We start from the raw sequence: 23,016 nt of genomic DNA, 5'->3' as shown, positions 1-23,016 counted from the left end.
GTCGCAGGCGCTGCCCCGTCGACGGCGCGGACCCGGGCGCTGACGCTGGCCCGCGGCGACGGCGCGTGACCCGCGGCGACGGCGCGTGATCCGCGGCGCAGACGCGTGACCCGCGGCGCTGACGCTGGCCCGCGTCGACGGCGCGTGACCCGCGGCGCTGACCCTGGCCCGCGTCGACAGCGGGTGACCCGCGGCGAGCGCCGCGGCCTACTCGAGGCCGTACTGGCGCAGCTTCTTCCACAGGGTCGTGCGGTTGATGCCGAGCAGGGCCGCGGCCTTGGTCTTGCCGCCCTCGCACGCGTCGAGCACCGCGAGGATGTGGCGGCGCTCGAGCTCGTCGAGCGTGAGCACCGGGCCGGCCGGATCGAGCGCCGCGATCGGCGCCGCGACCGCGCGCTCCGACGGCGGGCGCACGTCGTCGACGCCGAGGCGATCGCCCGAGGCCAGGACGACCGCGCGCTCGATCGCGTTCTCGAGCTCGCGGACGTTGCCCGGCCACGGCTGGGCCTCGAGCCAGGCGATCGCGTCGTCGGACAGCTCGACGTGGCCGCGGCGGGCCCGGTGCGCGGCGGCGGCCGCGAACGCGCGCGCCAGGTGGGCGATGTCGCCGCGGCGGCTGCGCAGCGGCGGCACCTCGATCGTGATCACCGCCAGGCGGTAGAACAGATCCTCGCGGAACCGCCCGGCCGCGACCTCGGCCCGCAGATCGCGGTTGGTGGCCGCGACCACGCGCACGTCGACGGTGACGGTCTCGGTGCCGCCGACCGGCTTGACCTCGCCGGCCTGGAGCGTGCGCAGGAGCTTGGGCTGGAGCTCGAGCGGCAGCTCGGCGATCTCGTCGAGCAGGAGCGTGCCGCGATCGGCGGTGACGACCAGCCCGCGCTTGTTGTGATCGGCGCCGGTGAACGCGCCGCGGACGTGGCCGAACAGCTCGCTGTCGAGCAGCGAGCCGACCAGCGCGCCACAGTTGACCGGCACGAACGCGTGGCTGCCGCGGCCCGACGCGAGGTGCAGCGCGCGGGCCACCAGCTCCTTGCCGGTGCCGCTCTCGCCGGCGACCAGCACGGTCGCGTCGCTGGCGCCGACCTTCTCGATCGTGCGGCGCAGCTCGACCATCGGCGCCGAGTCGCCGAGCAGCCCGCCGAGCGCCAGCTGCCGGCGCAGCGCGGCGTTGTCGCGGCGCAGCGCGTCCTCGGCCAGCGCGCGGCCGACCACCAGCCGCAGCTCGTCGGGCGAGAACGGCTTGCCCAGGTAGTCGCGGGCGCCGAGCTTCATGCCACGGACCGCGGTGTCGATCGACGGGTACGCGGTGATCAGCACGACCGTCGGCGCCGGCTCGCGATCGAGCAGCCGGGGCAAGAGCGACACGCCGTCCTGATCGGGCAGGTTGATGTCGCACAGCACCAGGTCGAACGCGCGCCGGCCGACCGCGGCCAGGCCGGCGGCGGCGGTCTCGGCCACCTCGACCTCGTGGCCCGCGCGCCGCAGCACGTCGCCGCACAGCGCGCGGATGCCGCGCTCGTCGTCGATGACCAGGATGGTGCCGCGCAGATCGGTGGGTGGGGTCAAGGCGAGGTCCGACGGTTGATCAGGCGGTTGGTACCACGGGCGCGGTCGCGACGATCACCCGGAAGCGCGCGCCGCCGCCCGCGGCGTCGTCGACGGCGACGGTCGCGCCGGCCCGGGTCACCAGGTGGCGGACCACCGCCAGGCCCAGGCCGGTGCCGGCGTCGGCGGGCTTGGTCGTGACGAACGGATCGAAGACCCGGCCGCGCTCGGCCGCGGGCACGCCCGGGCCGTCGTCGCACACGTCGATCGCGATCGCCGCCTGGCCCGGCATCGGGCTCCAGGTCACGGCCACGGCGCCGTCGGGGGCGGCGTGGACCGCGTTGGTGACCAGGTTGACCAGCACCTGCTGCAGCGCGTGGCCGTCGAACGCGATCGCCGGTGCGTCGTCGAGCGCGACCGTCAGCGTGACCCGGGCCTTGCGGACCACCGGCGCCAAGAGCGCCGCGACCAGCCGGCCGATCGCCCCGGGCGCGGTCGGCTCGGCGCGATCGTGGGCCGACTCGGCCCGGGCGTAGCCCAGGAGCCCGGCGACGATCGCCTTCATCCGCGTCGACTCGGCCGCGATCAGCTCGAGGCCGGGGCGGTCGGCGTGGTCGGCCGGCTTGTCCTCGGCCAGCAGCGCCGCGTAGCCGAGCACGGTGGTCAGCGGGTTGTTGATCTCGTGGGCGACCTGGGCCGCCATGACGCCGACCGACGCGAGTCGATCGCCGCGGGCCAGCGCCGCCTGCAGCTCGGCGCGCTCGCCGATGCGCCCGGCCATCTCCTCGACCCGCGCCGCCAGGTGGCCGAGCTCGCCGGGGCCGCGGATCGCCGGCGCGGGCGCGGTGTCGCCGTGGGCGATCGCGTCGGCGCGGGCCGCCAGCGCGGTCAGCGGGCGGGTCAGCCGCGCGGCCAGGAACGCGCCGACCGCGAGCGCGAGCGCCAGCGCGATCGCCGCGACCAGGAGCGTGACCCGCCGGGTCGTCGCCGCGACCGCGTAGGCCTCGCGCTCCGGCTGGGTCAGCACGATCGCCCAGCGCACGCCGCGCAGCGACTGGTAGCTCGACAGGCTGCGGAACACCGCCAGCTCGCCGGCGCGGGTCAGGTGGCCCTCGGCGGCCGCGCCCAGCGCGCGATCGATCGCGACGTCGCCGCGCCGCGACGCGCCGACCTTCGCGCGCTCGTCGGAGCTGGCCACGGTCGTGCCGCGGCCGTCGACCACCGTGACGTGGGCGCCGCGGCGAGCCGGGCGCCGCGCAGCGCGTCGGCCACGAACGCCAGATCGATCTCGGCGACGAACACCGCGACCAGCTCGCCGGTGCGGCTGCGCGCCTGCACCACCAGCGGCACGTGGGCGCCGGCCTGGCCGAACGCGGCGTCGCCGACGTAGCCGCCGAAGCTGCGGGCGCCGAGATCGACCCCGGGCGGCAGCGCGCCGCCGGCGACCGGCGCGCCGCCAGGCAGGGCGATCACCACGCCCGCGATCACCGGCACGTCGCGGTCGAGCCGGGCCAGCAGGCGCTCGGTGGCCCGGCGATCGGCGTCGTCGGTGGCGCCGGCCTGGGTCCGGGCGTCGGCCCAGGTGGCGGCGGCGATCTCGACGGTGCGGCGCGCGTCCTGGAGCGTCGCGTCGAGCCCGGCGCCGAGCGCGCGGATCAGCGCCAGGTGCCCGCGCACGACCTCGCGCTCGAGGTCGGCGCGGGTGCGCGCGAACGCCAGCGCGCCGATGGCCAGCGTCGGGATCAACGCGGCCAGCGTCAGCACGCCGATCACGCGGACCGCCAGCGAGCCGCGCCTCACGGGGCCTCCTGCGCCAGCGCCCGGCCCCAGGCCCGGCGGACCCCGGCCAGGGCCTCGACCGCGGTGGCGTCGCCGGCGATCACCGCCGCCATCGCCGGCGTGAGGTCGTCGAACAGGGCCGCGCTCAGCCGATGGCGCGGCAGCGGGCGCGCGTCGACGAGCGCGGCGTGGGTGGCCCGGGCCAGCGCGCCGGCGCCGGCGAGCCCGGCGGTCGTCGTCGGCACCATGCCCAGGCGACGCGACCACGCGGCCTGGACCGCGGGCGCGGTCAGCTCGGCCGCCAGCGCCCAGGCCCGGGCCGGCGCCCGGGCGCAGGTCGGCACCGCCAGCAGCTGCGCGCCGCGCGGCGCCCCCGGCAGCGGATCGATCGCCAGCCCGCCGAGCCCGTCGGGCCCGTCGGTGGCCAGCGCCGGGTAGGCCCAGGGCCCGCTGACGAGGATCGCGATCGCGCCGCGGCGAAACAGCGTCGCCTCACGCTCGGCCTCGGCGCCCGGGGCCGGCGGCGGCGCCGCGATCCCGCGCGCGAACAGGTCGGCCAGCTCGGTCAGCGCCGCCAGCGCCCCGTCGCCGTCGATCCCGAGCGTGCCGTGGGCGCCGTCGGCGACGTCGGCGCCGTGGCCGCGCAGGAACGGGACCAGCCAGTAGCCGTCGACGCGCAGGCCCAGGCCGTGGCGCCCGGGCCCGGACAGGGTCACGGCCGCGGCCTCGAGCTGGGCGAGATCGGCCGGCGGCCACGGCGTCGGCGCCGGCGCCCGCGCGGCCCGGATCAACACCAGCCCGTCGAGGGACATCGGCACCGCCGCCAGCGCGCCGTCCCAGGTCGCCAGCGCCCGGGCCTCGGGCAGCCAGGCGCGGGCGATCAGCTCGGGCGGCGGCGGCGCCAGCCGACCGGCGCCGGCCAGGGCCGGCAGCCAGGTCGCGTCGATCCGCAGGAGGTCGGGGCAGTCGTCGGCCGAGGCCAAGGTCGCGCCCAGCACCGCCTCGGCCCGGGGAGAAGGGCAGGAGGGTGCTCTCGACGGGATCGGCCCGGGTCGCGACCAGCTCGTCGAGCGCGGCCGCCTCGGGCGGCGCCAGGGTGTGCATGAAGCGCACCGGCGGGGCCGCGGCCGGCGTCGGGCGATCGCACGCCGCGCACACGACGACCAGGGCGATCCACGAGCGCGCGAGCACGGCGCCAGCCTACCGCGAGCGCGCGGTCATCGTGGTATCACCGGGCGCGTGCGCAGCATGACCGGGTTCGGGCGCGGCGTCGCCGTGGCGGGCGATCGCCAGGTGGCGGTCGAGCTGCGCGCGGTCAACCACCGCTTCCTCGAGGTCAAGGTCCGGGGCGCGCCGGCGCCGGCGCTCGAGGATCAATGCGTGGCCCGGGTGCGCGAGCGGCTCGAGCGCGGCGCGGTGACGGTCGTGGTCGCGGTCGAGCGCGGCGGCGCCGGCGGTGGCCCCCACCTCGATCGAGCCCTGGCGCGGCGGGTGTTCGTCGAGCTGAGCGCGCTGGCCACCGAGCTCGGCGTGGCGCCGCCGACCCTGGCCGACGTGGTCCGGGTGCCGGGCGTGGTCACGACCGACGACGGCGCCGCGGCCGAGCTCGCGGCGCCGCTGGCGGCGGCCCTGACCGCAGCCCTCGACGAGCTGTGTCGGCACCGCGATGGCGAGGGCCAGGCCCTGGCGGCGGATCTCGGCGCGCGCCTGGCCCTGGTGCAGGCGCTCGTGGCCGGCCTCGCCGAGGACGCGACCGCGGCCGCGCCGGCGATCGCGGCGCGCCTGCGCGAGCGGCTCGATCGGGCCCTGGCCCCGGGCGCGATCCCGCCCGAGCGCCTGGCCCAGGAGGTCGCGCTCCTGGTCGAGCGCGCCGACGTCACCGAGGAGCTGGTCCGGGCCCGCGCCCACGTCGAGGCCATGGCCGCGGCGCTGGCGGCGTCGGGCCCGATCGGGCGCCGGCTCGACTTCCTCATTCAAGAGCTCGGTCGCGAGATCAACACCACCGGCGCGAAATCCGCCACCGCGGCGATCTCCGCCCGCGTCGTCCAAGCGAAGGCAGAGCTTGAGAAGATGCGCGAGCAGGTGCAGAACCTCGAGTAGCCGTGACGCGCCGTGGCTTCCTCCTGATCGTGTCGTCGCCCTCCGGGGCGGGCAAGACCACGCTCACGCGCCGCCTGCTGCGCGAGTACGACACGCTCGACTTCTCGGTGTCGTTCACGACCCGGCCGCAGCGGCCCGGCGAGCGCGACGGCATCGACTACCACTTCGTCGACGCGGCGACGTTCGAGCGCATGGTCGGGGCCGGCGAGTTCGCCGAGTGGTTCGTGGTCCATGGCAACCGCTACGGCACCGCGCGCGCGCCGATCGAGGCGTCGCTCGCGGCCGGCCGCGACATGATCTTCGACGTCGACTTCCAGGGCGCGCACGCGCTGGCGGCGGCGTGGCCGCACGACTCGCTGCGGGTGTTCATCCTGCCGCCCGACCTCGCGACGCTGGCGTCGCGGCTGCGCTCGCGCGCGACCGACGCGCCCGACGTGATCGAACGTCGCCTGCGCAAGGCCATCGACGAGCTCGGCCACTACGACGAGTACGACGAGCTGATCGTCAACGCCGAGCTCGAGCCGGCCTACCGCGTCCTGGTCGCCGTGTACCTGACCCGGCGCTACGGTGATCTCGACCGGGCCGACGTGCCCTGGCCGCTGGCCGAGCTGGCGGCGGTGCGCACGACCAACACCGCGTCCGATCCCGCCGCCCACGCGCGCCGCCTGATCGCCAGCGCGCGGCCGTCGACCTGAAGCGCGACCTCGGCGCGACGGCCGCGACGTCGCGCGCGATGCCGGCGCGCCTCGCGTGCGACACGATTCGTCGACGGAAGATTCGTCTTGACTCGCGCGCGCGGCGAGCGCGACGATCGTCACATGAGCAACCGTCGCACCCTCTCGCTGGTCGCGATCGCAGCGCTCGCGCTGGGCTCGCTCGCGTGCACCCGGACCTTCCACGCCCAGGTCGTGCAGCCCAACCCGCTGGTCAAGCCGACCGAGACGCTGCGCGACTCGGAGATCGTCCGGATCGTCACCGGCGACATGGAGCTCAACCTCCCGCGCGAGGCCGAGCAGCGCGTCAGCGTGCTGCGCCACAAGCGCTACCCGCTGATCAACGAGGCGTCGTTCACGGTGGTCTCGCGCGACCGCCTGCGCTTCCACGTGCAGGTCGATCACAAGTGGATCGAGTGGGCCGACCTCGGCACCTGGGAGGTGTACCTGGTCGACGATCAAGGCCACCGCTACCTGCCCGAGGGCATCGAGCACGCCCACACCAAGCACATGGTCAGCATGTGGGACTACGAGATCCGCAGCGACCCAGCGCAACTACTACGGCGACATCGTCGCGATCAACGAGGACGGCTGGCGCCGGCGCACGCCGCTGGGCTCGCTGTCGGTGTTCCGGGGCAACGCCGACTTCGTCTTCTACCAGCGCGATCTGTTCACGCCCGAGATGCGCAAGCTGACGCTCGTGGTCCGGCGCAGCGGCCAGGCCTTCGAGTTCACCTGGAACTTCGCCGACCGCTACACGGCTGACTGACCGGCGGCTGACGGACCGGCGGCTGACGGACCGGGCGGCGACCCGGCCTGGCTGACCGATCGCGGGGCGGGTTGTACGGCGGCGTCGGGCGCCGCCGCGGGGGCGGGCTGCGGCCTACGGGCCCGGGTATCCTCGCGAGTTCGAGGTGTCCGCCGCCGTATGAGCTTCGAGCAGATCCTGTCGAGCATCGCCGCCTACGATCCCAACGCCGATCTCGACGTCGTTCGCCGCGCCTACGACTTCGCGGCCAAGGCCCACGAGGGCCAGACCCGCCGGTCCGGCGATCCCTACGTCACCCACCCGCTGTCGGTCGCCGGCATCATCGCCGAGCTCAAGCTCGACGTGCCGTCGGTGTGCGCCGGCCTCCTGCACGACTGCGTCGAGGACACCTCGGCGACGGTCGAGCAGCTCGAGGAGCTGTTCGGCAAGAAGATCGCGTTCCTCGTCGACGGCGTCACCAAGCTCGGCAAGCTGCCGTGGTCGACCAAGGAGGAGCAGCAGGCCGAGAACTTCCGCAAGATGCTGCTGGCGATGGCGCGCGACATCCGCGTCATCCTGGTCAAGCTGTGCGACCGCCTCGACAACATGCGGACGCTCAGCCACATGCCGCCCGAGAAGCAGGAGCGGATCGCCGCCGAGACCATGCAGATCTACGCGCCGCTGGCCAACCGCCTCGGCATCTCGTGGGTCAAGGTCGAGCTCGAGGACCTGTCGTTCAAGTACCTGCACGCCGGCGAGTACGAGCAGCTCGCGATCGAGATCCAGAAGACCCGGGCCGAGCGCGCCGAGTACATCACGACCGTCGAGCAGCTGATCACCAAGGAGATGCTCGCCAACGGCGTCGTGTGCGAGGTCTCGGGCCGGGCCAAGCACTTCTGGTCGATCTTCCAGAAGATGAAGAAGACCGGGCGCAGCTTCGACGAGATCCACGACGCGATCGGCTTCCGGGTCGTCACCGACAGCCAGATGCAGTGCTACCAGGCGCTCGGCGTCGCCCACCAGACCTGGACCCCGATCCCGGGCCGGTTCAAGGACTACATCGCGCTGCCCAAGCCCAACCTGTACCAGTCGCTGCACACCGCGGTGATCGGCCCGCGCGGCGAGCGCATCGAGATCCAGATCCGCACCCGCGAGATGCACGCGGTGGCCGAGCACGGCATCGCCGCGCACTGGAAGTACAAGGAGGGCAAGCCGTCGGACGACGAGAAGAAGTTCGCCTGGCTGCGCCAGCTGATGGAGCACCAGAAGGACCTCGTCGATCCGACCGAGTTCCTCGAGACCGTCAAGCTCGATCTGTTCGGCGACGAGGTCTACGTCTTCACGCCGCGCGGCGACGTCAAGGCGCTGCCGATGGGCTCGACGCCGATCGACCTGGCCTACGCGGTGCACTCCGACGTCGGCGACCACTGCTCGGGCGCGCGCGTCAACGGCATGATCGTCCCGCTGCGCTACCAGCTGCGCAACGGCGACACCGTCGAGATCATCACCAACCCCAACCAGAAGCCCAACAAGGACTGGCTGGCGCTGGTCAAGACCGCCAAGGCCCGCACCAAGATCCGCTACCTGCTGCGCAAGGAGCAGCGCGATCGGGCCCTGACGATGGGCCGGGACATCCTCGACAAGGGCCTGCGCAAGCGCAGCCTGACCCTGGCCAAGGCCGAGAAGGAGCTCGACGCGGCCGCGCGCGAGCTGCGGCTGGGCGACGCCGACGAGCTGATCCTGCAGGTCGGCTACGGCAAGATCACCGTGGCGCAGGTGATCGACAAGCTGCCGACCGAGGTCGGCAAGAAGCCGCCGCCCGAGGTCGAGAAGCCCGAGGGCGTGCTGCGGCAGCTGATCCGCAAGGTCACGCGCCGCCAGAACTCGACCGGGATCCTGGTCGACGGCGAGGACGACATCCTGGTCCGGTTCGCGCGCTGCTGCAGCCCGCTGCCGGGCGACGCGGTCGTCGGCTACATCTCGCGCGGCAAGGGCGTGGCGGTCCACCGCCGCGACTGCGAGAAGGGCCTCGATCTCGATCCCGATCGCCGGATCGACGTGGCCTGGGACGGGCAGGGCAAGGTCATCCACGAGGTCGCGATCCAGGTGCTGTGCGCCGACAAGCCCGGCCTCCTGGCGATCATCAGCCAGTCGTTCACCGACCAGGGCGTCAACATCAGCCAGGCCCACTGCCGCGCCACCGAGCAGGGCCGCGCGGTCAACACGTTCCACGCCTCGGTGAAGGATCTCGATCAGCTCAAGACCGTGATCCGGTCGCTGTCCCGCATCAAGGGCGTGTACTCGGTCGACCGCGTCAGCGCCGAGCCGGCCTGACGCCGGATCGCGGGGGCGGCCGGCTGCCAGGGGATCGCCGCTGCCGCGGCGTCGTCCGGTCCCCCCGCCCAGCGTCGCTTGGTCCACACGACCCAGCAGGCGGTGCTGGGCTGCTGGGACGTGGGCGCCGGCGCCACCTTGGCCCTGACGCCGGTGGGCAAGCACTCGGTCGCCGCTGAGGCCCGGTTCACCCAGCGGCCGCGCGGCGGGCCGGCGGTGATGCGCGAGCCCGGGCGCTGGTCGGCCGCCAGCGGCGGCTACCTGGTGCCATGCCGGCCCCGGAGCCAGCACGGCTCGGTCTGCCTGGTCAGACCGGCCGCCGCGGGCCTCTCGGTCGCGGTCATCGCCTTCGGTCACGGCGGCGTCAGCCGCGGCGTGGTCGAGACGCTGGTGGCGCCGCGCTGTCGCGCACGCCCGTAGCCAGCCATCGGCCGCTGGTGGCACCGCGCTGGCGCGGGCGCCGGTCAGGAGAAGAAGATCCGACGGTCCCGGGCGACCCGGGCTCGACCGAACGAGCGCGCGGCGCTCCGGACGCGGGGGCTCACGCCTTGGGCGCGGGCTTGCCGGGCTCGCCGAGGACGGCGAACAGCTCCGCCGCCGACACGGTCGAGCGGCGCGCGAGCTTGTTCTTGCGCTTGCGGCCCATGTTCTTGTGGTTGCGCTTGCGCTTGTTCTCGGAGGCTTTGGTGTTCGAGGCCATGGCGGTAGTCCCTGTGGGAGAGCGGGCGTTTCTAGCCGGCTCAGCCCGGGGTGTCAATCCGAGACGAACCCAAGCTGGCCCAGGCTACTCGAGGTCGACCGAGGCGGTCTCGGAGGCGTGCCGCAGCAGGCCCCGGAGCCGGCGGCCGGTGTCGCCGAGGGCCGGGACGAAGTCGACCCCGAAGCCCGGCTTGGTGCCCTGCCGGATCCAGGCGACGTGGCCGGTGAGCGCCAGCGGCTCGCCGGCGGGCGGCAGGATGGTCACGCCGATCTCGGCGCCCAGGAGCGGCGGCGTGTCCGAGCGCAGGAACGCCCCGCCGGCCGAGAGATCCTCGAGCGTGGTCGGGATGTCGTCGGCCCCGACCCGCCAGGTCGCGCGGAGGCCGGCCGGGAAGCGGGCGTGGTCGCGGTGGATCGCGGCCGCGACCTGCACGTCGCCGTTGGCGATCCCGAGGATGAAGTCGCGGGTGGTGGCGTCCTCGTCGGCGATCGTGAACCGCAGGCCGTGCTCGAACGCGATGCCGGTGACGTCGGCGCGCACGAGCGCGCGGTTCGGCAGCCCCGGAAACGACACCTCGAGCAGGACGTGCTCGCCGATGGTTCCGTCGGTGCGCGTGCGCGTCGACAGGGTGCCACCGTCGGCGGGGTGGTAGGCGGCGAGGAAGTCCTCGGCAGAGGCGAACACGAGGGTCACGAGGCGCATGGTTGCTCCGGTTGCTTTCGCCCGAGGATGTCCTTAAGATCCGCTGCATTGCAAGACAGGTCGGCCCCATGAAAGTTTGTCCGAAGTGCGGCACGCAGTACGGCGACGACGCGAACTTTTGCACCAACGATGCCGGGCGCTTGGTCGCCATGGCCGCCAGCGCGCCCGCTGCGGCGCCGGCCCCGGCCGCGGCCGCGAACCTGATCGGCGGACGCTTCGAGCTCGGCGCCCGCGTCGGCGGCGGCGCCACCGGTGAGGTGCACCGCGCCAAGGATCGCCAGTCCGGCGCCACGGTCGCGCTCAAGCTGATCGCGCCCGCGGTCACCGCCGCGCCGGCGGCGGCCCAGCGCATCGAGCGCGAGCTCAAGCTGCTCGAGCGGGTCGCGCACCCGGCGGCGGCCAAGGTGCTGGGCTCGGGCAAGCACGGCGAGCAGCTGTGGGTGGCGTGCGAGTGGGTCGACCACGCGGTCTCGCTGGCCGACGCCCTGGCCGCGGGGCCGATGGATCTCGATCGCGCGGCCGCGCTCACCGCCGCGATCGGCGGCGCGCTGCTCGACGCGGCCAAGGTCGGCGTCGTCCATCGCGACCTCGCGCCGAAGAACGTGTTGCTCGTCGGCGACACGGTCAAGGTCATCAACTTCTCGCTGCCGATCCCGGGCGACAAGGTCGCCGGCGTGCCGGGCTTCGTGCCGCCCGAGGCGATCGAGGGCAAGCCGATCGATCAGCGGTCGGCGACCTACTGCCTCGGGGCGATCTACTACACCGCGTTGACCGGCGCGCCGCCGTTCGCGGGGGACCCGGCGGCCATCGCGGCGCAGCAGCTCGGCGGCACCGTGCCGCCGCCGTCGCAGCGGGTGCCGCTGGCGCCCGAGGTCGACAGCGTCATCGGCCGCGCGATGGATCGCAACCCGGCCAAGCGCCACCTGACGCTCAAGCAGTTCCTCGACGACGTCGAGCGGGTGCGCAAGGGTGACGAGCTGGCGCCGGGCTCGACCGCGCCGTTCGGGCGGGTCGGCAAGCCGAAAGAGCTGGCGTCGACCATGCTCGGCGTCGCGCCGATCGGCGGCGACCCGAGCGCGGGCGAGCTCAAGACCCGGCAGATGGACGTGCAGATCCCGCCCGAGGCGCTGCGCGAGGCGGTCGCGCTCGAGGCGTCGGTGCCGCTGGCGCCGCCGACCGCGCCGCCGGTCGCGGCGCCGATCGCCGTCGCGCCGTCGCAGCCGCACGCGCCGGCCGCCGCCGCGCCGTCGCCGTGGGCGCCGCCGGCGCCGGGCCCGAGCGTCACGCCCCAGGCGGTCGCGGCGGCCGCGGCGACCGCGGTCGCGCCGCCCAGCCAGACCCCGACCATGCCGCTGCCCCAGGCCGCGCCCGCGCCGGTCGCGCCGGTCGTGTCGCCGGCGGCGTCGATGTCCGGCAAGGATCGTGGCGGCAAGGGCCAGGGCGGCAAGCGCAACAAGGCCGAGGGCGGCAAGAAGAAGGGCCAGTTCCGCGAGACGATGTGGTTCAAGAAGGGCGAGCTCGACGCGGCGGCCGCCGAGGAGGCGGCGCGCTCGGGTGACGCCACGGTCCAGGACAAGGCCGACTCGCTGCCGATGGAGGACCGCTACAAGGACGACGGCACGATCACCAGCACCGACGCCGAGCGCTACAGCCTGCGCACCGGCCAGACCTCGTCGATGCCGGTCATGCGCGACGGGCCGAGCGCGTCGTCGTCGGTGTCGGAGCGCGACCTGATCGGCGAGATGAAGGGCGGGCGCACCAAGGTGTTCGTGGCGATCGGCGTCGCCGTCGTGGCGATCGGCGTGATCGTCGCGATGTTCGCGCTCTAGCGCGCTCGGGCGCGCGGGGCGTCAGCGCCCGCGGTCGCGGGGCGCGGCGGCGTCAGCGCGCGCGGTCGACGACCAGCGCGGTCGCGGGGCGCGCGGCGTCAGCGCTGAGGTCGACGACCAGCGCGGTCACGGGGCGCGCGGGGCGCGCGGCGGCGTCAGCGCGCGCGGTCGACGACCAGCGCGGTCGCGGGGCGCGCGGCGTCAGCGCTGAGGTCGACGACCAGCGCGGTCGCGGGGCGCGGGGCGTCAGCGCCGGAGGTCGACGACCAGCGCGGTCGCGGGGCGCGCGCGCGCGCGGGCCGCGAGGCGCGCCGGCAGCTCCGCCAGGCTGACGATCTCGGTGAGGTCGGCCAGCGCTAGCTCGCCGCGCGCGCACACGGCCGCCAGCTCGGGCACCAGATCGGGGTGGCCGTCGACCACGCCGGCGATCGTGACCTCCTCGGCCATCGCGACCTCGAGCGGGGCGGCCATCGCGGCCTGGGCGCCGGCCGCGACCACGACCGTGCCTCGGCGCCCGGCCACGCGCAGCGCCGCCTCGACGTGCGCGCCGTCGGTGACGATCACCCGCCGCGGCCGCGCGCCGACGCCGGCCAGCGCGTCCTCGATGGCCGCGGTGTGGATCGCGCACACGCGCGCGCGCCCGCCCACCGCCGCGATCGTAGCCGCGTCGTCGGTCGCGACCACCGGCGTCGCGGCCTGGGCCAGCAACACCTCGACCACCAGCCGGCACAGGGGGCCGCCGCCGATCACGATCGCCGGATCGCGCGGGCCCAGGCTGGCGCGCGCGTAGAGCGTGTACGCGTGGGCGAGCGCGCCGCCGAGCGCGGCCACGCCCGGCCCCGGCAGCGCCAGCGGCTCGTCGAGCCGGACCAGCCAGCGCGCGGCGGCGGTCAGGTGCGTCGCCAGCGCGCCCGGCGCGGTCACGCCCAGGCGGCCGCCGTCGGCGCACACCGCGGCCCCGCCGCGACGGCAGCGCTCGCACTCACCGCACGCGACCACCGTCGGCACCAGCACGCGCGCGCCCAGCCACTCGTCGGCGGCGACGCCGACCGCGACGACGCGCCCGACCGCGGCCACGCCCGGCACGCGGCCGACCGGCGTGGCCTCGAACGGATCGATCGCCACCGCCTCGACCTCGAGCGCGACCCGGCCGGGCCCCGGCGCGGTATCGCTCAGGGCGACCTCCTCGAGGACGTAGGGCCCGGCGCCCCGGCGCCACGCGGTCGCCATCAGGGCTTCGACTTGCCGCCGCCCACGATCGTCGAGTCGTCGTCGGTGCCGTCGGTCTCCGGGCGGTGGCTCTGGCCCCAGCCGTAGGCAGCGGCGGCGGTGGCCTCGGCCGGCCACTCGCGGGCCTCGGGCCACTGCCCCGGCGGCGGCACCGCGGAGGTCGGCGCGCCGAACGGATCCTCGGCCGCGGCCGCGGCGCCGATGTGGGTCGACTCGTCGCTGTCGTCGGCGAGGCTCGGCCCGATGCTGCCGCTGGCGGCGGCCGGCGGGCCGCTGAACGACATCGCGAAGTCGTTGCCCTCGTTGTCGTACTCGTCGGCGGTCTCGAGCATGTCGGCGTCGACGACCTCGTCGAGCGTCACCGCGGCCGGCTCGATCGCCGCCGGCGGGGGTGGCGTCGGTGGCGCGGTCCGGGGCGGCGGCGGAGCGATCACCTCGGCCGGGCGCGGGGCCAGCACCGCCGCGATGGTCGGCGGCGGCGGGGGCGGCGCGGACGCGCTGATCGGCAGACCGTTGCGGACACGCCAGCGATCGAGCGCGGCGGCGAGCTCGGGGTACGGGATCATGGCGCGACGGTACCACGGGCGTCCGGGCGCTGGCAGGCGCGCGCCGGCCCGGCGACGCGGAGGTCGACACCGGCGGGCGTCGGGGTAGGATCGCGGCCGATGCGCGCGGTCGTCTGCCTGATCGTCCTGTCCGCCGGCCCGGCCCTCGCCGACGACGATCGCGGGGGCCCCCCGCCGCCGGTCGCGCCCGATCCGCCGTACCGCCTCAACCTGCGCATCGGCGGCGCGTCGACCGATCGCAACGGCATGCCGACGGTGTGCGGCGAGGTCCGGGTCTGGGGCGGCCTCGGGGTCGAGAGCTGCGGCACCGGGGCCCAGGCCTGGCACGACCGCGGCGGCACCGAGATGATGCACGTGCGCTCGACGTTCGAGGTCGCGCGGGTCGCGGCCGGCGGCGGTCGGCTCGGCCTGCGCGCGGGCGTCGGCTTCGCCGAGCTGTCGGTCGCGCCCGATCAGCTCGGCTTCCAGTTCGGCGATCCCGACGCGACCGGCGCGTCGGCGGCCGGGCCCGAGGCGTCGATCTCGGCGCAGTGGACCCGGGCGCTGGCCGGCGAGGTCGAGGCGCTCGCCACGTTCACGATCGGCGGCGCCTACCTCGACGGCGCGCCCCAGCTGGTGCTGCCGCGCGAGCGCCTGCAGCCGTTCGCCTCGCTCGAGGTCGGCGTCGGCTGGTGAGCGCGGTGATCGTCCGGCCGCGCTACCCAAGCCCCGCGCGCGTGCGGTACCAACGGCCATGACCACGGCGCTCCGCGTGTACCGATCGGCGGTCATCCCCGACGACTTCCTCCACGGCTTCCCCGAGCGCACCGGCGGGGTCTCGACCGGCGCGCGCGCGTCGCTCAACCTCGGCAAGAGCTGGGGCGACGACCCGGCGCTGGTCGAGCAGAACCGCGCGCGCGTGGCGGCCCACGTCGGGTTCGCGCCCGAGCGGCTCCAGATCATGCGCCACGTCCACGGCACCGCGGTGTGGCGGGTCGGCGAGCCGCTGCCCGAGCCGCCCGAGTTCGACGGCCTCGTCACCGACCAGCTCGGGCCGATCCTCACGACCTTCGCCGCCGACTGCGTGCCGATCGTGTTCGCCGATCCGATCGCGCGGGTGTGCGGCTCGGCCCACGCCGGCTGGCGCGGCACGGTCGCGGGCGTCGCCGAGCAGGTGATCGCGCGGATGGGCGAGCTGGGCGCGCGCGCCGCCGACGTGCGGGTCGCGCTGGGGCCGTCGATCGGCGCGTGCTGCTTCGAGGTCGGCCCCGAGGTGGTGACGGCGTTCCGCGAGCGGTTCGGCGACGCGCCGGGGCTGGTGGTCGCCGGGCCGCACAAGGACCACGTCGATCTGCGCGTGGCGCTGACCGCGGCGCTGACCGGGGTCGGCGTCGCCCGCGCCCACGTCGACGCGGCGCCGCCGTGCACCCGGTGCGAGGCCGCGCGCTTCTACTCGTACCGCCGCGACGGCCGGGCCGGCGGCGTCCACATGGGCTTCATCGGCCGCGCGCGCTGACCGTGACGCCGTAGCGGGGCAGGAGCTCGCCGGTCAACCCGGCGATCGTGGTCGCGGCCCGGTGCCACTCGACGATCGCGCGGATCTGCCGCAGCTGCGCGGCGCGCAGCTCGTCCTGGCGGGCCAGCACGTCGACGTTGCGCGACTTGCCGCTGGCGAGGCGGGCCTGCTCGGCGGCCAGCGCCTGCTCGGCCAGGTCGATCGTGCGCACCGCCAGCGCGTGGCGGCGCTCGGCGGCGTTGACCGCGATCACCGCGCGGGTGATCGCCAGCGCGATCTGCTTCTCGAGATCGCTGGCGTCGATCCGCACCCGCTCGCGCTGGGCCCGCGCGGTCCGGGCGGTGGCGCGGGCCGCGACCTCGCCCAGCGTGGTCCGGTAGCTCAGCGACAGCGCCGCCGCGAACTCGTCGAACGTGATCATGTCGACCGCGGCGGTGCCGGGATCGTCGGCGCTGCCGCTCGGCCCCAGCGACAGCGCCAGATCGAGCGCGGGCAGCACGCCGCGCTCGCCGACCATCACCTCGATCGTGGCGCCGGCCTCGCGCGCGCGCAGCTGCGCGGCCTCGGGGCTGTAGGCCAGCGCCGCGGCCAGGAGCGCGCCGGTGTCCCAGGTCCGGGTCGGGATCGCCAGCGCGACGTCGGTCTCGAGCAGCAGCTGGCCCGGACCGATCGTCAGGCCGGTCGCGCGCCGCAGCGCCAGCGACTTCTCGATCACGGTGACCTCGCCGGCCAGGATGTCCTCCTCGCGGGTCGCGATCGCCTGCTGCACCGAGATGCGCTCGGCCGCCGCCACGCCGCCGGCCTTGATGCCGGCCTCGGTCACGCGCAGGCGCTCGCCGGCCAGCTCGAGGCTGGCGATCCGGATCGCCAGCTCGCGCTCGGCCGCGATCAGATCGAAGTACGCGAGCACGACCTCCTCGACGACGGCCACCGCCGCGGCGTCGCCGGCCAGCGCGGTCGCGTCGCGGTCGACCCGCGCGGCGCGCTCGGCGGCGAGGACCAGCTCCTCGCCGCGGCCGCGCAAGAGCGGCTGGGTGATGCTCGCGGTGATGCTCTCGGTGTAGACGCCCGGCGCCAGCGGCGTGTCGGCCCAGCCGCCCTCGAACCGGACCCCGGCGACCCCGCCGGTCGACAGCGCCCGGGTGAGATCGCCGCTGACGCCCGCGGCCCAGACCCGGCTGTCGTTGGCGACGCGGGTGCTGGCGCTGGCGTCGGCGCCGACCGCCCAGTCGTCCCAGGCGCGGGCGCGATCGATCGCCGCCGCGGCGATCGCCAGATCGACGTCGACCCGGGCCAGGTCGGGATCGCTGCGCAGCGCGCGATCGATCAGCGCGGGCAGGTCGGCGCGCTCGGCCGGGCCGGTCAGCGCGCCGATCAGCGGCGACACCGGCGTGGCGCCGGCGCCGTCGGGGTCGGCGACCAGGCGCAGCGCGAACGTCAACGGCTCGGCCTGGGCGCTCGAAGCCAGCGCGAGCATCGACAGCGTCGCGACGAGCGCCGGGCGGACCATGCGGGGGCTACCATGTGGGGCCATCGGCGGGGTGTCAACCGCGCCACGTCGCCAGGTAGTCCGGGTCTGAACAAATTGGCTGCCCGGTCCGCCAAAACCCGCGAGGCCGCGTGCTAGGGTCGTCCGACGCGATGGCCACGGTCCTCCGCACGTACTGCTTCCTCGACTCCCTCCAGCCGCAGCTGGCGACCTTCATCGCCAAGACCGCGCGTGGATTCCTGCCCGTGCCCGGCCAGGCGTCCCTCTGGGTCGAGATCGCGCCGGGCATCGCCATCAACCAGGTGACCGACGCCGCCCTCAAGGCGACGCGGGTCCAGCCCGCCGTGCAGGTGGTCGAGCGCGCCTACGGCCTGCTCGAGATCCACGACCACGATCAGGGCGAGGTGCTCTCGGCCGGCTCGACGATCCTCAAGCACCTCGGCGTGGCCGAGGGCGATCGCTTGAAGCCCAAGGTCCTGACCAACCAGATCATCCGCGGGGTCGAGGCCTACCAGACCCAGATCATCAACCGCACCTCGCAGGGCATGATGATCTTGCCCGGCCAGTCGCTGTTCATCCTCGAGTGCGAGCCGGCCGGCTACGTCGTCCTGGCCGCCAACGAGGCCGAGAAGGCGGCGCAGGTGTCGCTGGTGAACGTCACGCCCTACGGCGCCTTCGGCCGCCTCTACATGTCCGGCCCCGAGGCCGAGATCGACGCCGCCGCCGCGGCCGCGATCGGCGCGATCAACAGCGTCACCGGCAAGGCGCCGGAGAAGTTCGTCGACCGCTAGCACCTACTGGCGCCGACACCACATGGTCGGCGCCGTCCCCCGCAAGCACGCCCAGGCAACGTCGGGATGCCGCACGCGGCACCGCTCAGGAGACAACGATGGCTGACGCTCTCGGAATGATCGAAGTCAAAGGCTTCGTCGGCATGGTCGAGGCCGCCGACGCCATGGTCAAGGCCGCCAAGGTCGAGCTCGTCGGGTACGAGAAGACCGGCGGCGGGTACGTCACCGCGATCGTGCGCGGCGACGTCGCGGCGGTGAAGGCCGCGACCGAGGCCGGCCAGCGCGCGGCCGAGCGCGTCGGCGAGGTCGTCTCGGTCCACGTCATCCCGCGGCCGCACGCCAACGTCGACGCGGTCCTGCCGCTCGGACGCGCGGGCGCGCCGACCAAGTAGGCCCCGCGATGGTCCTCGGCAAGGTCATCGGCACGCTGGTCGCGTCGAAGAAGGAGGCCACGCTCGAGGGCGTGACGCTCCTGGTCGTGCGCGCCTGCGACGTCGACGGCAACGACAACCCCAAGGGCGCCACGGTGATCGCGGTCGACGCGGTCGGCGCCGGGGTGGGCGAGGTGGTCCTGTACTGCTCGGGCTCGTCGGCCCGGCAGACCCAGGTCACCCAGAACCGACCGGTCGATGCCACGATCATGGCGATCGTCGACGAGGTCACCGTCGGCGACGCCCGGCGCTACGTGAAGTGAGGTAGCCGCATGGCGACCATGCTCGACGACGCCCGCATCGAGGAGATCGTCCGCCGGGTGGTGGAGCGCCTCGGCGGCGGTCCCAGCGCGGCGCCGGCGCGGCCCGCGCTCGTGGCCGAGGCGAGCAAGAAGGCCGGCCCCAACATCCCGCGCGGCACGCTCGGCGTCTACGCCGACGCCGACGCCGCGGCCAAGGCCGCCCGCCGGGGCTTCGAGGCCAACGAGCGGCTGCCGGTCCAGGTGCGCGCCAAGATGATCGCGGCGATGCGCCAGGTGACGCTCGCGAACAACGAGCTCCTGGCCCGGTACGCGGTCGAGGAGACCGGCCTGGGCCGCTACGCCGACAAGCTCGGCAAGAACCGGCTGGTCGCCGAGAAGACCCCGGGCGTCGAGATCCTGCGGCCGCAGGCGTACACGGGCGACGACGGGCTGATGCTGACCGAGCGCGCGCCGTACGGCGTGATCCTCGCGGTCACGCCGACGACCAACCCGACCGAGACGATCCTGTGCAACGCCATCGGCATGATCGCCGGCGGCAACGCGGTCGTGTTCAACGTCCACCCGTCGGCCGGCCGGACCAGCAACTGGTTCGTGCACCTGCTCAACGAGGCGATCGTCGGCGCCGGCGGGCCGCGCGACGTGATCACCTCGGTCGAGCAGCCGACGATCGACAGCGCCCAGACCCTGATGAAGCACCCGCTGGTGCGGCTGGTGGTCGTCACCGGCGGCCCGGCGGTGGTCAAGCAGGCGATGGCGTCGGGCAAGAAGGTCATCGCCGCCGGCCCCGGCAACCCGCCGGCGGTGGTCGACGAGACCGCCAACCTGGCCAAGGCCGCCGACGCGATCGTCCGCGGCGCCTCGCTCGACAACAACATCGTCTGCATCGCCGAGAAGGAGATCATCGCGGTCGAGTCGATCGCGAAGGAGCTGGTGCGGCAGCTGGCCGCCCACGGCGCGCTGGTGCTCGACCCGCGCCAGATCAAGGACGTCGAGAAGGTCGTGCTCGACGGCGATCACGTCAACAAGGACTGGGTCGGCAAGGACGCCGGCGTGATCGCGGCCGCCGCCGGCATCCGCGGCCACGGCCCCGAGCTGCGGATCCTGCTGGCCGAGGTCGACGAGCAGCACCCGTTCGTGCAGCACGAGCTCTTGACGCCGGTGATCGGCCTGGTCCGGGCCAAGGACGCCACCGACGCGATCGCGATGGCGATCCGGGTCGAGCACGGCTTCCACCACACCGCGACGATGCAGTCGACCAACATCGACAACATGGCGGCGATGGCGCGGGTCTGCAACTGCTCGATCTTCGTCAAGAACGACGCGTCGCACGCGGGCCTGGGCCTCGGCGGCGAGGGCTACACCTCGTTCACGATCGCCAGCCCGACCGGCGAGGGCCTGACCACCGCGGTGCACTTCACCCGCGAGCGCCGCTGCACGCTCAAGGAAGCGTTCCGGTTCGTGTGAGCAGGGCCGACGGGGCAGCGACCACGGTCGCGGCTGGGCCGGCGCTGGGGCTGCTCGAGCTGACCACGATCGCCCGGGGCGTGGTCGTCGCCGACGCCGCGCTCAAGCGCGCGCCGGCGGTGCTGGTGTCGTCGCGGACGCTGTCGGGCGGCAAGCACCTGGTCGTGCTCGCCGGCGGCGTGGCCGAGGTCGACGAGGCGATGGCCGCGGGCGGCGACGCGGCGCGCGAGCGCCTGCGCGACTCGGTCGAGCTGGCCTACGCCGACGCCCAGGTCTGGCCGATGCTCGCCGCCGCGGGCGTGGTCGTGCCGGTCGATTGGGCCGCCGACGCCGACGCCGAGGCGCTCGCGATCATCGAGACCTCGACCGTGTGCGCGGCCATCGCGGCCGCCGACGCCGCGTGCAAGGCGGCCGACGTGACCGTGCGCGACGTGCGGCTCGCGGTCGACCTGGCGGGCAAGGCCTACTTCACGCTCACCGGCGCGCTGAGCTCGATCGAGGCCGCGGCCGCGGCCGCCGCCGCCGCCGCCGGCGATCGGCTGGTCGATCTCGAGCGGATCGCGCAGCCGGCGCCCGAGCTGCGCGGCCGGCTGTTCCGGTAGTCGCCGGGACGCGCGGTCGGCGCCGGCCGCGGTCGGTCACCGTCGGCGCCGGTCGCCGGTCGGCGCCGGTCGCGGTCGGCGCCGGTCGTCGGCGCGAGTGGGTGGTCTACGGGCGCACGCCGCCGCCGACCGAGTATCATCGCCGGCGATGGCCGCGATCGAGTTGCCCGCCGAGCATCACCTGCCGCTGGTGGCGGCGTACCTGGACGCGCGCCTGGCGCTGGCCGAGGCCGTCCTCGAGCGCGCGGTCGATCCGGCCGCGGCGGCGCGCATCGTCGATCCGCGGCCGGCCCTGGCGGCGGCGATCGAGGCGGCGGCCGCGGCCGGCGTCGATCTGCCCGACGCCCAGCTGGCCCGGCGCCACGGCCTGTCGCCGGCGGCGATCGACCTGCTGTGGCTGTGCGCCGCGCCGGCGCTCGACCCGACCCTCCTGGCCGTGCTGCGCCGCTTCGACGGCACCGCCCGCGACTGGGTCGACATGGCGCTGGCCGGGCGGGCGCTCGCCGCGTCGCGCGCCGACCGCCAGGCGCTCTACGCCGATCTCGCCGTCGACGCGCCGCTGCGCCGGGCCGGCCTGGTGCGGATCCCGCCGATCGAGCTGCCGGGCCGGCGCGAGCTGGTGCCGGCGACCTGGCTGCCGGCGGCGCTGCGCGGGCGCCGGGCCGTGGGCGCGCGGCTCGAGGGCCTGGCCACGCTGGTGACGCCGTCGATCACGCTCGACGACGTGCCGCTGCCGGAGCGCGCGGGCGAGCTGGTGCAGTTCCTGGCCGGCGTCGGCGACGTCGAACCCGAGGCTCGCTTCGATCGGACCGGCCTCGATCACCCGCGCGGCGTCGCGGTCCTGGTGCAGGGCCGCGCTGGCTCGGGGCGCGGCGTGCTCGTGCGCGCCGTCGCCGGGCACCTCGGCCGGCGGCTCCTGGTCGTCGACGCCGCTCGCCTGCGCGGCGCCAACCCGGCGGTGATCGTCGAGGCGATCGACGCGGCCGCGGCCGAGGCCGCCGCCGGCGGTGAGCTCCTGGTCATCACCGACGCCCACGAGTGGATCGCCGCGATCAACGGCGCCGGCACCGCGCTGTCGGCGGCGGTGGCCCGGGCGCTGACCGCGCACGCGGTGGTGGCGGTGCTGCAGGTCATCGACGACGCGGCGCTGGCGCCTGAGCTCGAGCAGCTGGTGGTCTACCGGTACGAGCACGTGGTCCGGCCCCAGCACATCGACGCGGCCCACCTGTGGCTGCTCAACCTGCCCGCGACCGTCGCGCTCGACGCCGACCTCGACCTCGACGCGTTCGCGCGCTCGATCAACCTGACGCCGGCCCAGGTCCGGGCGGCGGCGCGGGCCGCGGTGGCGGCCGCCGGCCCCGGTCGACCGCTGACCTTGCCGATCGTCGACGCCGCGGCCCGCGGCCAGCTGACCCAGACCATCGGCAGCCTGGCCGAGCTGCAGGCGTCGACGGTGTCGCTCGACGATCTGGTGCTGCGCCCCGACGCGCGCAACCAGCTCGAGCAGATCATCAGCGCCGCGCGCAACCGCGACCTGGTGCTGCGCCGCTGGGGCCTGCGGCGCACGATCAAGCGCGGCCTCGGCATCACCTGCCTGTTCGACGGCACGCCCGGCACCGGCAAGACCTTGTCGGCCGAGGTCATCGCCCACGAGCTGGGGCTGTCGCTCTTGCGCATCAACGTCGCCAGCATCGTCGACAAGTACATCGGCGAGACCGAGAAGAACCTGACCCGGATCTTCGAGCAGGCCCGCCCCGACACGACGATGCTCCTGTTCGACGAGGCCGACTCGTTGTTCACCAAGCGCACCGAGGTCCAGCACGCGTCGGATCGGTTCTCGAACATGAACGTGAACGTGCTGCTGCAGCTGGTCGAGCGGTTCGAGGGGACGGCCGTGCTCACGACCAACCTGAAGAAGGGGCTCGACAACGCGTTCGGAGCGGCGGATCGCGTTCAAGATCCACTTCGAGCGCCCCGAGGCGCTCGAGCGCGCGCAGATCTGGCGGCTGATGCTGCCGCCGTCGGTGCCGACCGCTGAGCGCATCGACTACGAGCGCCTGGCCAAGCTCGATCTCGCCGGCGGCGAGATCAAGAACTCGGTCCTGCGCGCGGCCTACGCGGCCGCGCGCGAGGGCGCCGAGATCCGCATGCGCCACCTCACCGCCGCCGCCGCCGAGGAGGCCGCCGCCACCGGCCGGGTCTACCTCGACGGCGCGTCGACGTGACCGCGCG

General features: G+C 75.0%; 24 protein-coding genes. 15 read left to right on the top strand and 9 right to left on the bottom strand.

Annotation, left to right across the window (positions count from 1 at the left end; translation table 11 throughout):
* Positions 1 to 207: 207 nt before the first annotated feature.
* Genes IPL61_02170 through IPL61_02155 form a run of 4 tightly spaced genes read right to left on the bottom strand, consistent with a single transcriptional unit; the run spans position 208 to position 4,310 of the window.
* Positions 208 to 1,551 carry a sigma-54-dependent Fis family transcriptional regulator gene (locus IPL61_02170; GenBank protein MBK9030139.1) on the bottom strand — a complete coding sequence of 448 codons (1,344 nt, stop codon included), beginning with the start codon at positions 1,549 to 1,551 and terminating at the stop codon, positions 208 to 210.
* Between the two features lie 37 nt (positions 1,552 to 1,588).
* A complete protein-coding gene (locus IPL61_02165; protein ID MBK9030138.1) occupies positions 1,589 to 2,746 on the bottom strand; it encodes a HAMP domain-containing histidine kinase in 1,158 nt (385 codons plus the stop codon).
* Entirely contained in the window at positions 2,650 to 3,348 is a 699-nt protein-coding gene (locus tag IPL61_02160; protein ID MBK9030137.1) for a hypothetical protein, read from the bottom strand. The genes IPL61_02165 and IPL61_02160 overlap by 97 nt, the downstream gene beginning before the upstream one ends.
* Positions 3,345 to 4,310, bottom strand: coding sequence for an extracellular solute-binding protein (locus IPL61_02155; protein ID MBK9030136.1), 966 nt, complete (start codon positions 4,308 to 4,310; stop codon positions 3,345 to 3,347). Before IPL61_02155 ends, IPL61_02160 begins: the two co-directional genes overlap by 4 nt.
* Positions 4,311 to 4,575: 265 nt before the next feature.
* On the opposite strand from IPL61_02155, the gene IPL61_02150 reads away from it, so the two are divergent.
* The 5 genes from IPL61_02150 (at position 4,576) to IPL61_02130 (ending at position 9,642) form a co-directional block, all read left to right on the top strand.
* Positions 4,576 to 5,427, top strand: coding sequence for a YicC family protein (locus IPL61_02150; protein MBK9030135.1), 852 nt, complete (start codon positions 4,576 to 4,578; stop codon positions 5,425 to 5,427).
* A gap of 2 nt (positions 5,428 to 5,429) precedes the next feature.
* Positions 5,430 to 6,122, top strand: a complete 693-nt coding sequence (gmk, locus tag IPL61_02145) for a guanylate kinase (GenBank protein ID MBK9030134.1) — start codon at positions 5,430 to 5,432, stop codon at positions 6,120 to 6,122.
* Positions 6,123 to 6,245: 123 nt separating this feature from the next.
* Positions 6,246 to 6,905, top strand: a complete 660-nt coding sequence (locus tag IPL61_02140) for a hypothetical protein (GenBank protein MBK9030133.1) — start codon at positions 6,246 to 6,248, stop codon at positions 6,903 to 6,905.
* Positions 6,906 to 7,068: 163 nt separating this feature from the next.
* Positions 7,069 to 9,222: a bifunctional (p)ppGpp synthetase/guanosine-3',5'-bis(diphosphate) 3'-pyrophosphohydrolase gene (locus IPL61_02135; protein ID MBK9030132.1), complete on the top strand. Its 2,154-nt coding sequence runs from the start codon at positions 7,069 to 7,071 to the stop codon at positions 9,220 to 9,222.
* Between the two features lie 78 nt (positions 9,223 to 9,300).
* Positions 9,301 to 9,642, top strand: a complete 342-nt coding sequence (locus IPL61_02130; protein MBK9030131.1) for a hypothetical protein — start codon at positions 9,301 to 9,303, stop codon at positions 9,640 to 9,642.
* A 121-nt stretch (positions 9,643 to 9,763) separates the two neighbouring features.
* Here IPL61_02130 and IPL61_02125 read toward each other — a convergent pair whose 3' ends face one another.
* Positions 9,764 to 9,922 carry a hypothetical protein gene (locus IPL61_02125; protein ID MBK9030130.1) on the bottom strand — a complete coding sequence of 53 codons (159 nt, stop codon included), beginning with the start codon at positions 9,920 to 9,922 and terminating at the stop codon, positions 9,764 to 9,766.
* Positions 9,923 to 10,006: 84 nt separating this feature from the next.
* Positions 10,007 to 10,615, bottom strand: coding sequence for a PilZ domain-containing protein (locus IPL61_02120; protein ID MBK9030129.1), 609 nt, complete (start codon positions 10,613 to 10,615; stop codon positions 10,007 to 10,009).
* Between the two features lie 77 nt (positions 10,616 to 10,692).
* Here IPL61_02120 and IPL61_02115 point away from each other — a divergent pair, with 77 nt between their 5' ends.
* Positions 10,693 to 12,453 (top strand): protein kinase, encoded by a 1,761-nt coding sequence (locus IPL61_02115; GenBank protein MBK9030128.1) that lies wholly within the window; start codon positions 10,693 to 10,695, stop codon positions 12,451 to 12,453.
* Positions 12,454 to 12,699: 246 nt separating this feature from the next.
* Here the strand turns inward: IPL61_02115 and IPL61_02110 are convergent, their stop codons facing one another.
* Entirely contained in the window at positions 12,700 to 13,683 is a 984-nt protein-coding gene (locus IPL61_02110) for an alcohol dehydrogenase catalytic domain-containing protein (protein ID MBK9030127.1), read from the bottom strand.
* Positions 13,683 to 14,249, bottom strand: coding sequence for a hypothetical protein (locus tag IPL61_02105; GenBank protein ID MBK9030126.1), 567 nt, complete (start codon positions 14,247 to 14,249; stop codon positions 13,683 to 13,685). The genes IPL61_02110 and IPL61_02105 overlap by 1 nt, the downstream gene beginning before the upstream one ends.
* Positions 14,250 to 14,348: 99 nt before the next feature.
* On the opposite strand from IPL61_02105, the gene IPL61_02100 reads away from it, so the two are divergent.
* Positions 14,349 to 14,924, top strand: coding sequence for a hypothetical protein (locus IPL61_02100; protein MBK9030125.1), 576 nt, complete (start codon positions 14,349 to 14,351; stop codon positions 14,922 to 14,924).
* Between the two features lie 58 nt (positions 14,925 to 14,982).
* A complete protein-coding gene (gene pgeF / locus IPL61_02095; protein MBK9030124.1) occupies positions 14,983 to 15,744 on the top strand; it encodes a peptidoglycan editing factor PgeF in 762 nt (253 codons plus the stop codon).
* Here the strand turns inward: pgeF and IPL61_02090 are convergent.
* Positions 15,725 to 17,254, bottom strand: a complete 1,530-nt coding sequence (locus tag IPL61_02090) for a TolC family protein (GenBank protein MBK9030123.1) — start codon at positions 17,252 to 17,254, stop codon at positions 15,725 to 15,727. The two genes, pgeF and IPL61_02090, sit on opposite strands and share 20 nt — an antisense overlap.
* Before the next feature lie 131 nt (positions 17,255 to 17,385).
* Between IPL61_02090 and IPL61_02085 the strand changes: the two genes are divergently transcribed.
* The 7 genes from IPL61_02085 (at position 17,386) to IPL61_02055 (ending at position 23,009) form a co-directional block, all read left to right on the top strand.
* On the top strand, positions 17,386 to 18,024 hold the full coding sequence (locus IPL61_02085; protein MBK9030122.1) for a hypothetical protein: 639 nt from the start codon (positions 17,386 to 17,388) through the stop codon (positions 18,022 to 18,024).
* A gap of 98 nt (positions 18,025 to 18,122) precedes the next feature.
* A complete protein-coding gene (locus IPL61_02080) occupies positions 18,123 to 18,416 on the top strand; it encodes a BMC domain-containing protein (protein MBK9030121.1) in 294 nt (97 codons plus the stop codon).
* Positions 18,417 to 18,424: 8 nt separating this feature from the next.
* Positions 18,425 to 18,718 carry a EutN/CcmL family microcompartment protein gene (locus IPL61_02075; protein MBK9030120.1) on the top strand — a complete coding sequence of 98 codons (294 nt, stop codon included), beginning with the start codon at positions 18,425 to 18,427 and terminating at the stop codon, positions 18,716 to 18,718.
* 18 nt (positions 18,719 to 18,736) lie between these two features.
* Positions 18,737 to 20,182: an aldehyde dehydrogenase EutE gene (locus IPL61_02070; protein ID MBK9030119.1), complete on the top strand. Its 1,446-nt coding sequence runs from the start codon at positions 18,737 to 18,739 to the stop codon at positions 20,180 to 20,182.
* Positions 20,179 to 20,784, top strand: a complete 606-nt coding sequence (locus IPL61_02065; GenBank protein ID MBK9030118.1) for a BMC domain-containing protein — start codon at positions 20,179 to 20,181, stop codon at positions 20,782 to 20,784. The genes IPL61_02070 and IPL61_02065 overlap by 4 nt, the downstream gene beginning before the upstream one ends.
* Before the next feature lie 148 nt (positions 20,785 to 20,932).
* A complete protein-coding gene (locus IPL61_02060) occupies positions 20,933 to 22,822 on the top strand; it encodes an AAA family ATPase (GenBank protein ID MBK9030117.1) in 1,890 nt (629 codons plus the stop codon).
* The gene (locus tag IPL61_02055; protein ID MBK9030116.1) at positions 22,809 to 23,009 is read left to right on the top strand and encodes a hypothetical protein; all 201 of its coding nucleotides are present in this window, start codon (positions 22,809 to 22,811) and stop codon (positions 23,007 to 23,009) included. The genes IPL61_02060 and IPL61_02055 overlap by 14 nt, the downstream gene beginning before the upstream one ends.
* Positions 23,010 to 23,016 lie beyond the last annotated feature (7 nt).

The sequence above is a fragment of the Myxococcales bacterium genome (assembly GCA_016717005.1).
In the GTDB taxonomy this organism is placed as follows: domain Bacteria; phylum Myxococcota_A; class Polyangia; order Haliangiales; family Haliangiaceae; genus UBA2376.
This window is presented reverse-complemented; position numbering and strand designations above follow the sequence as displayed.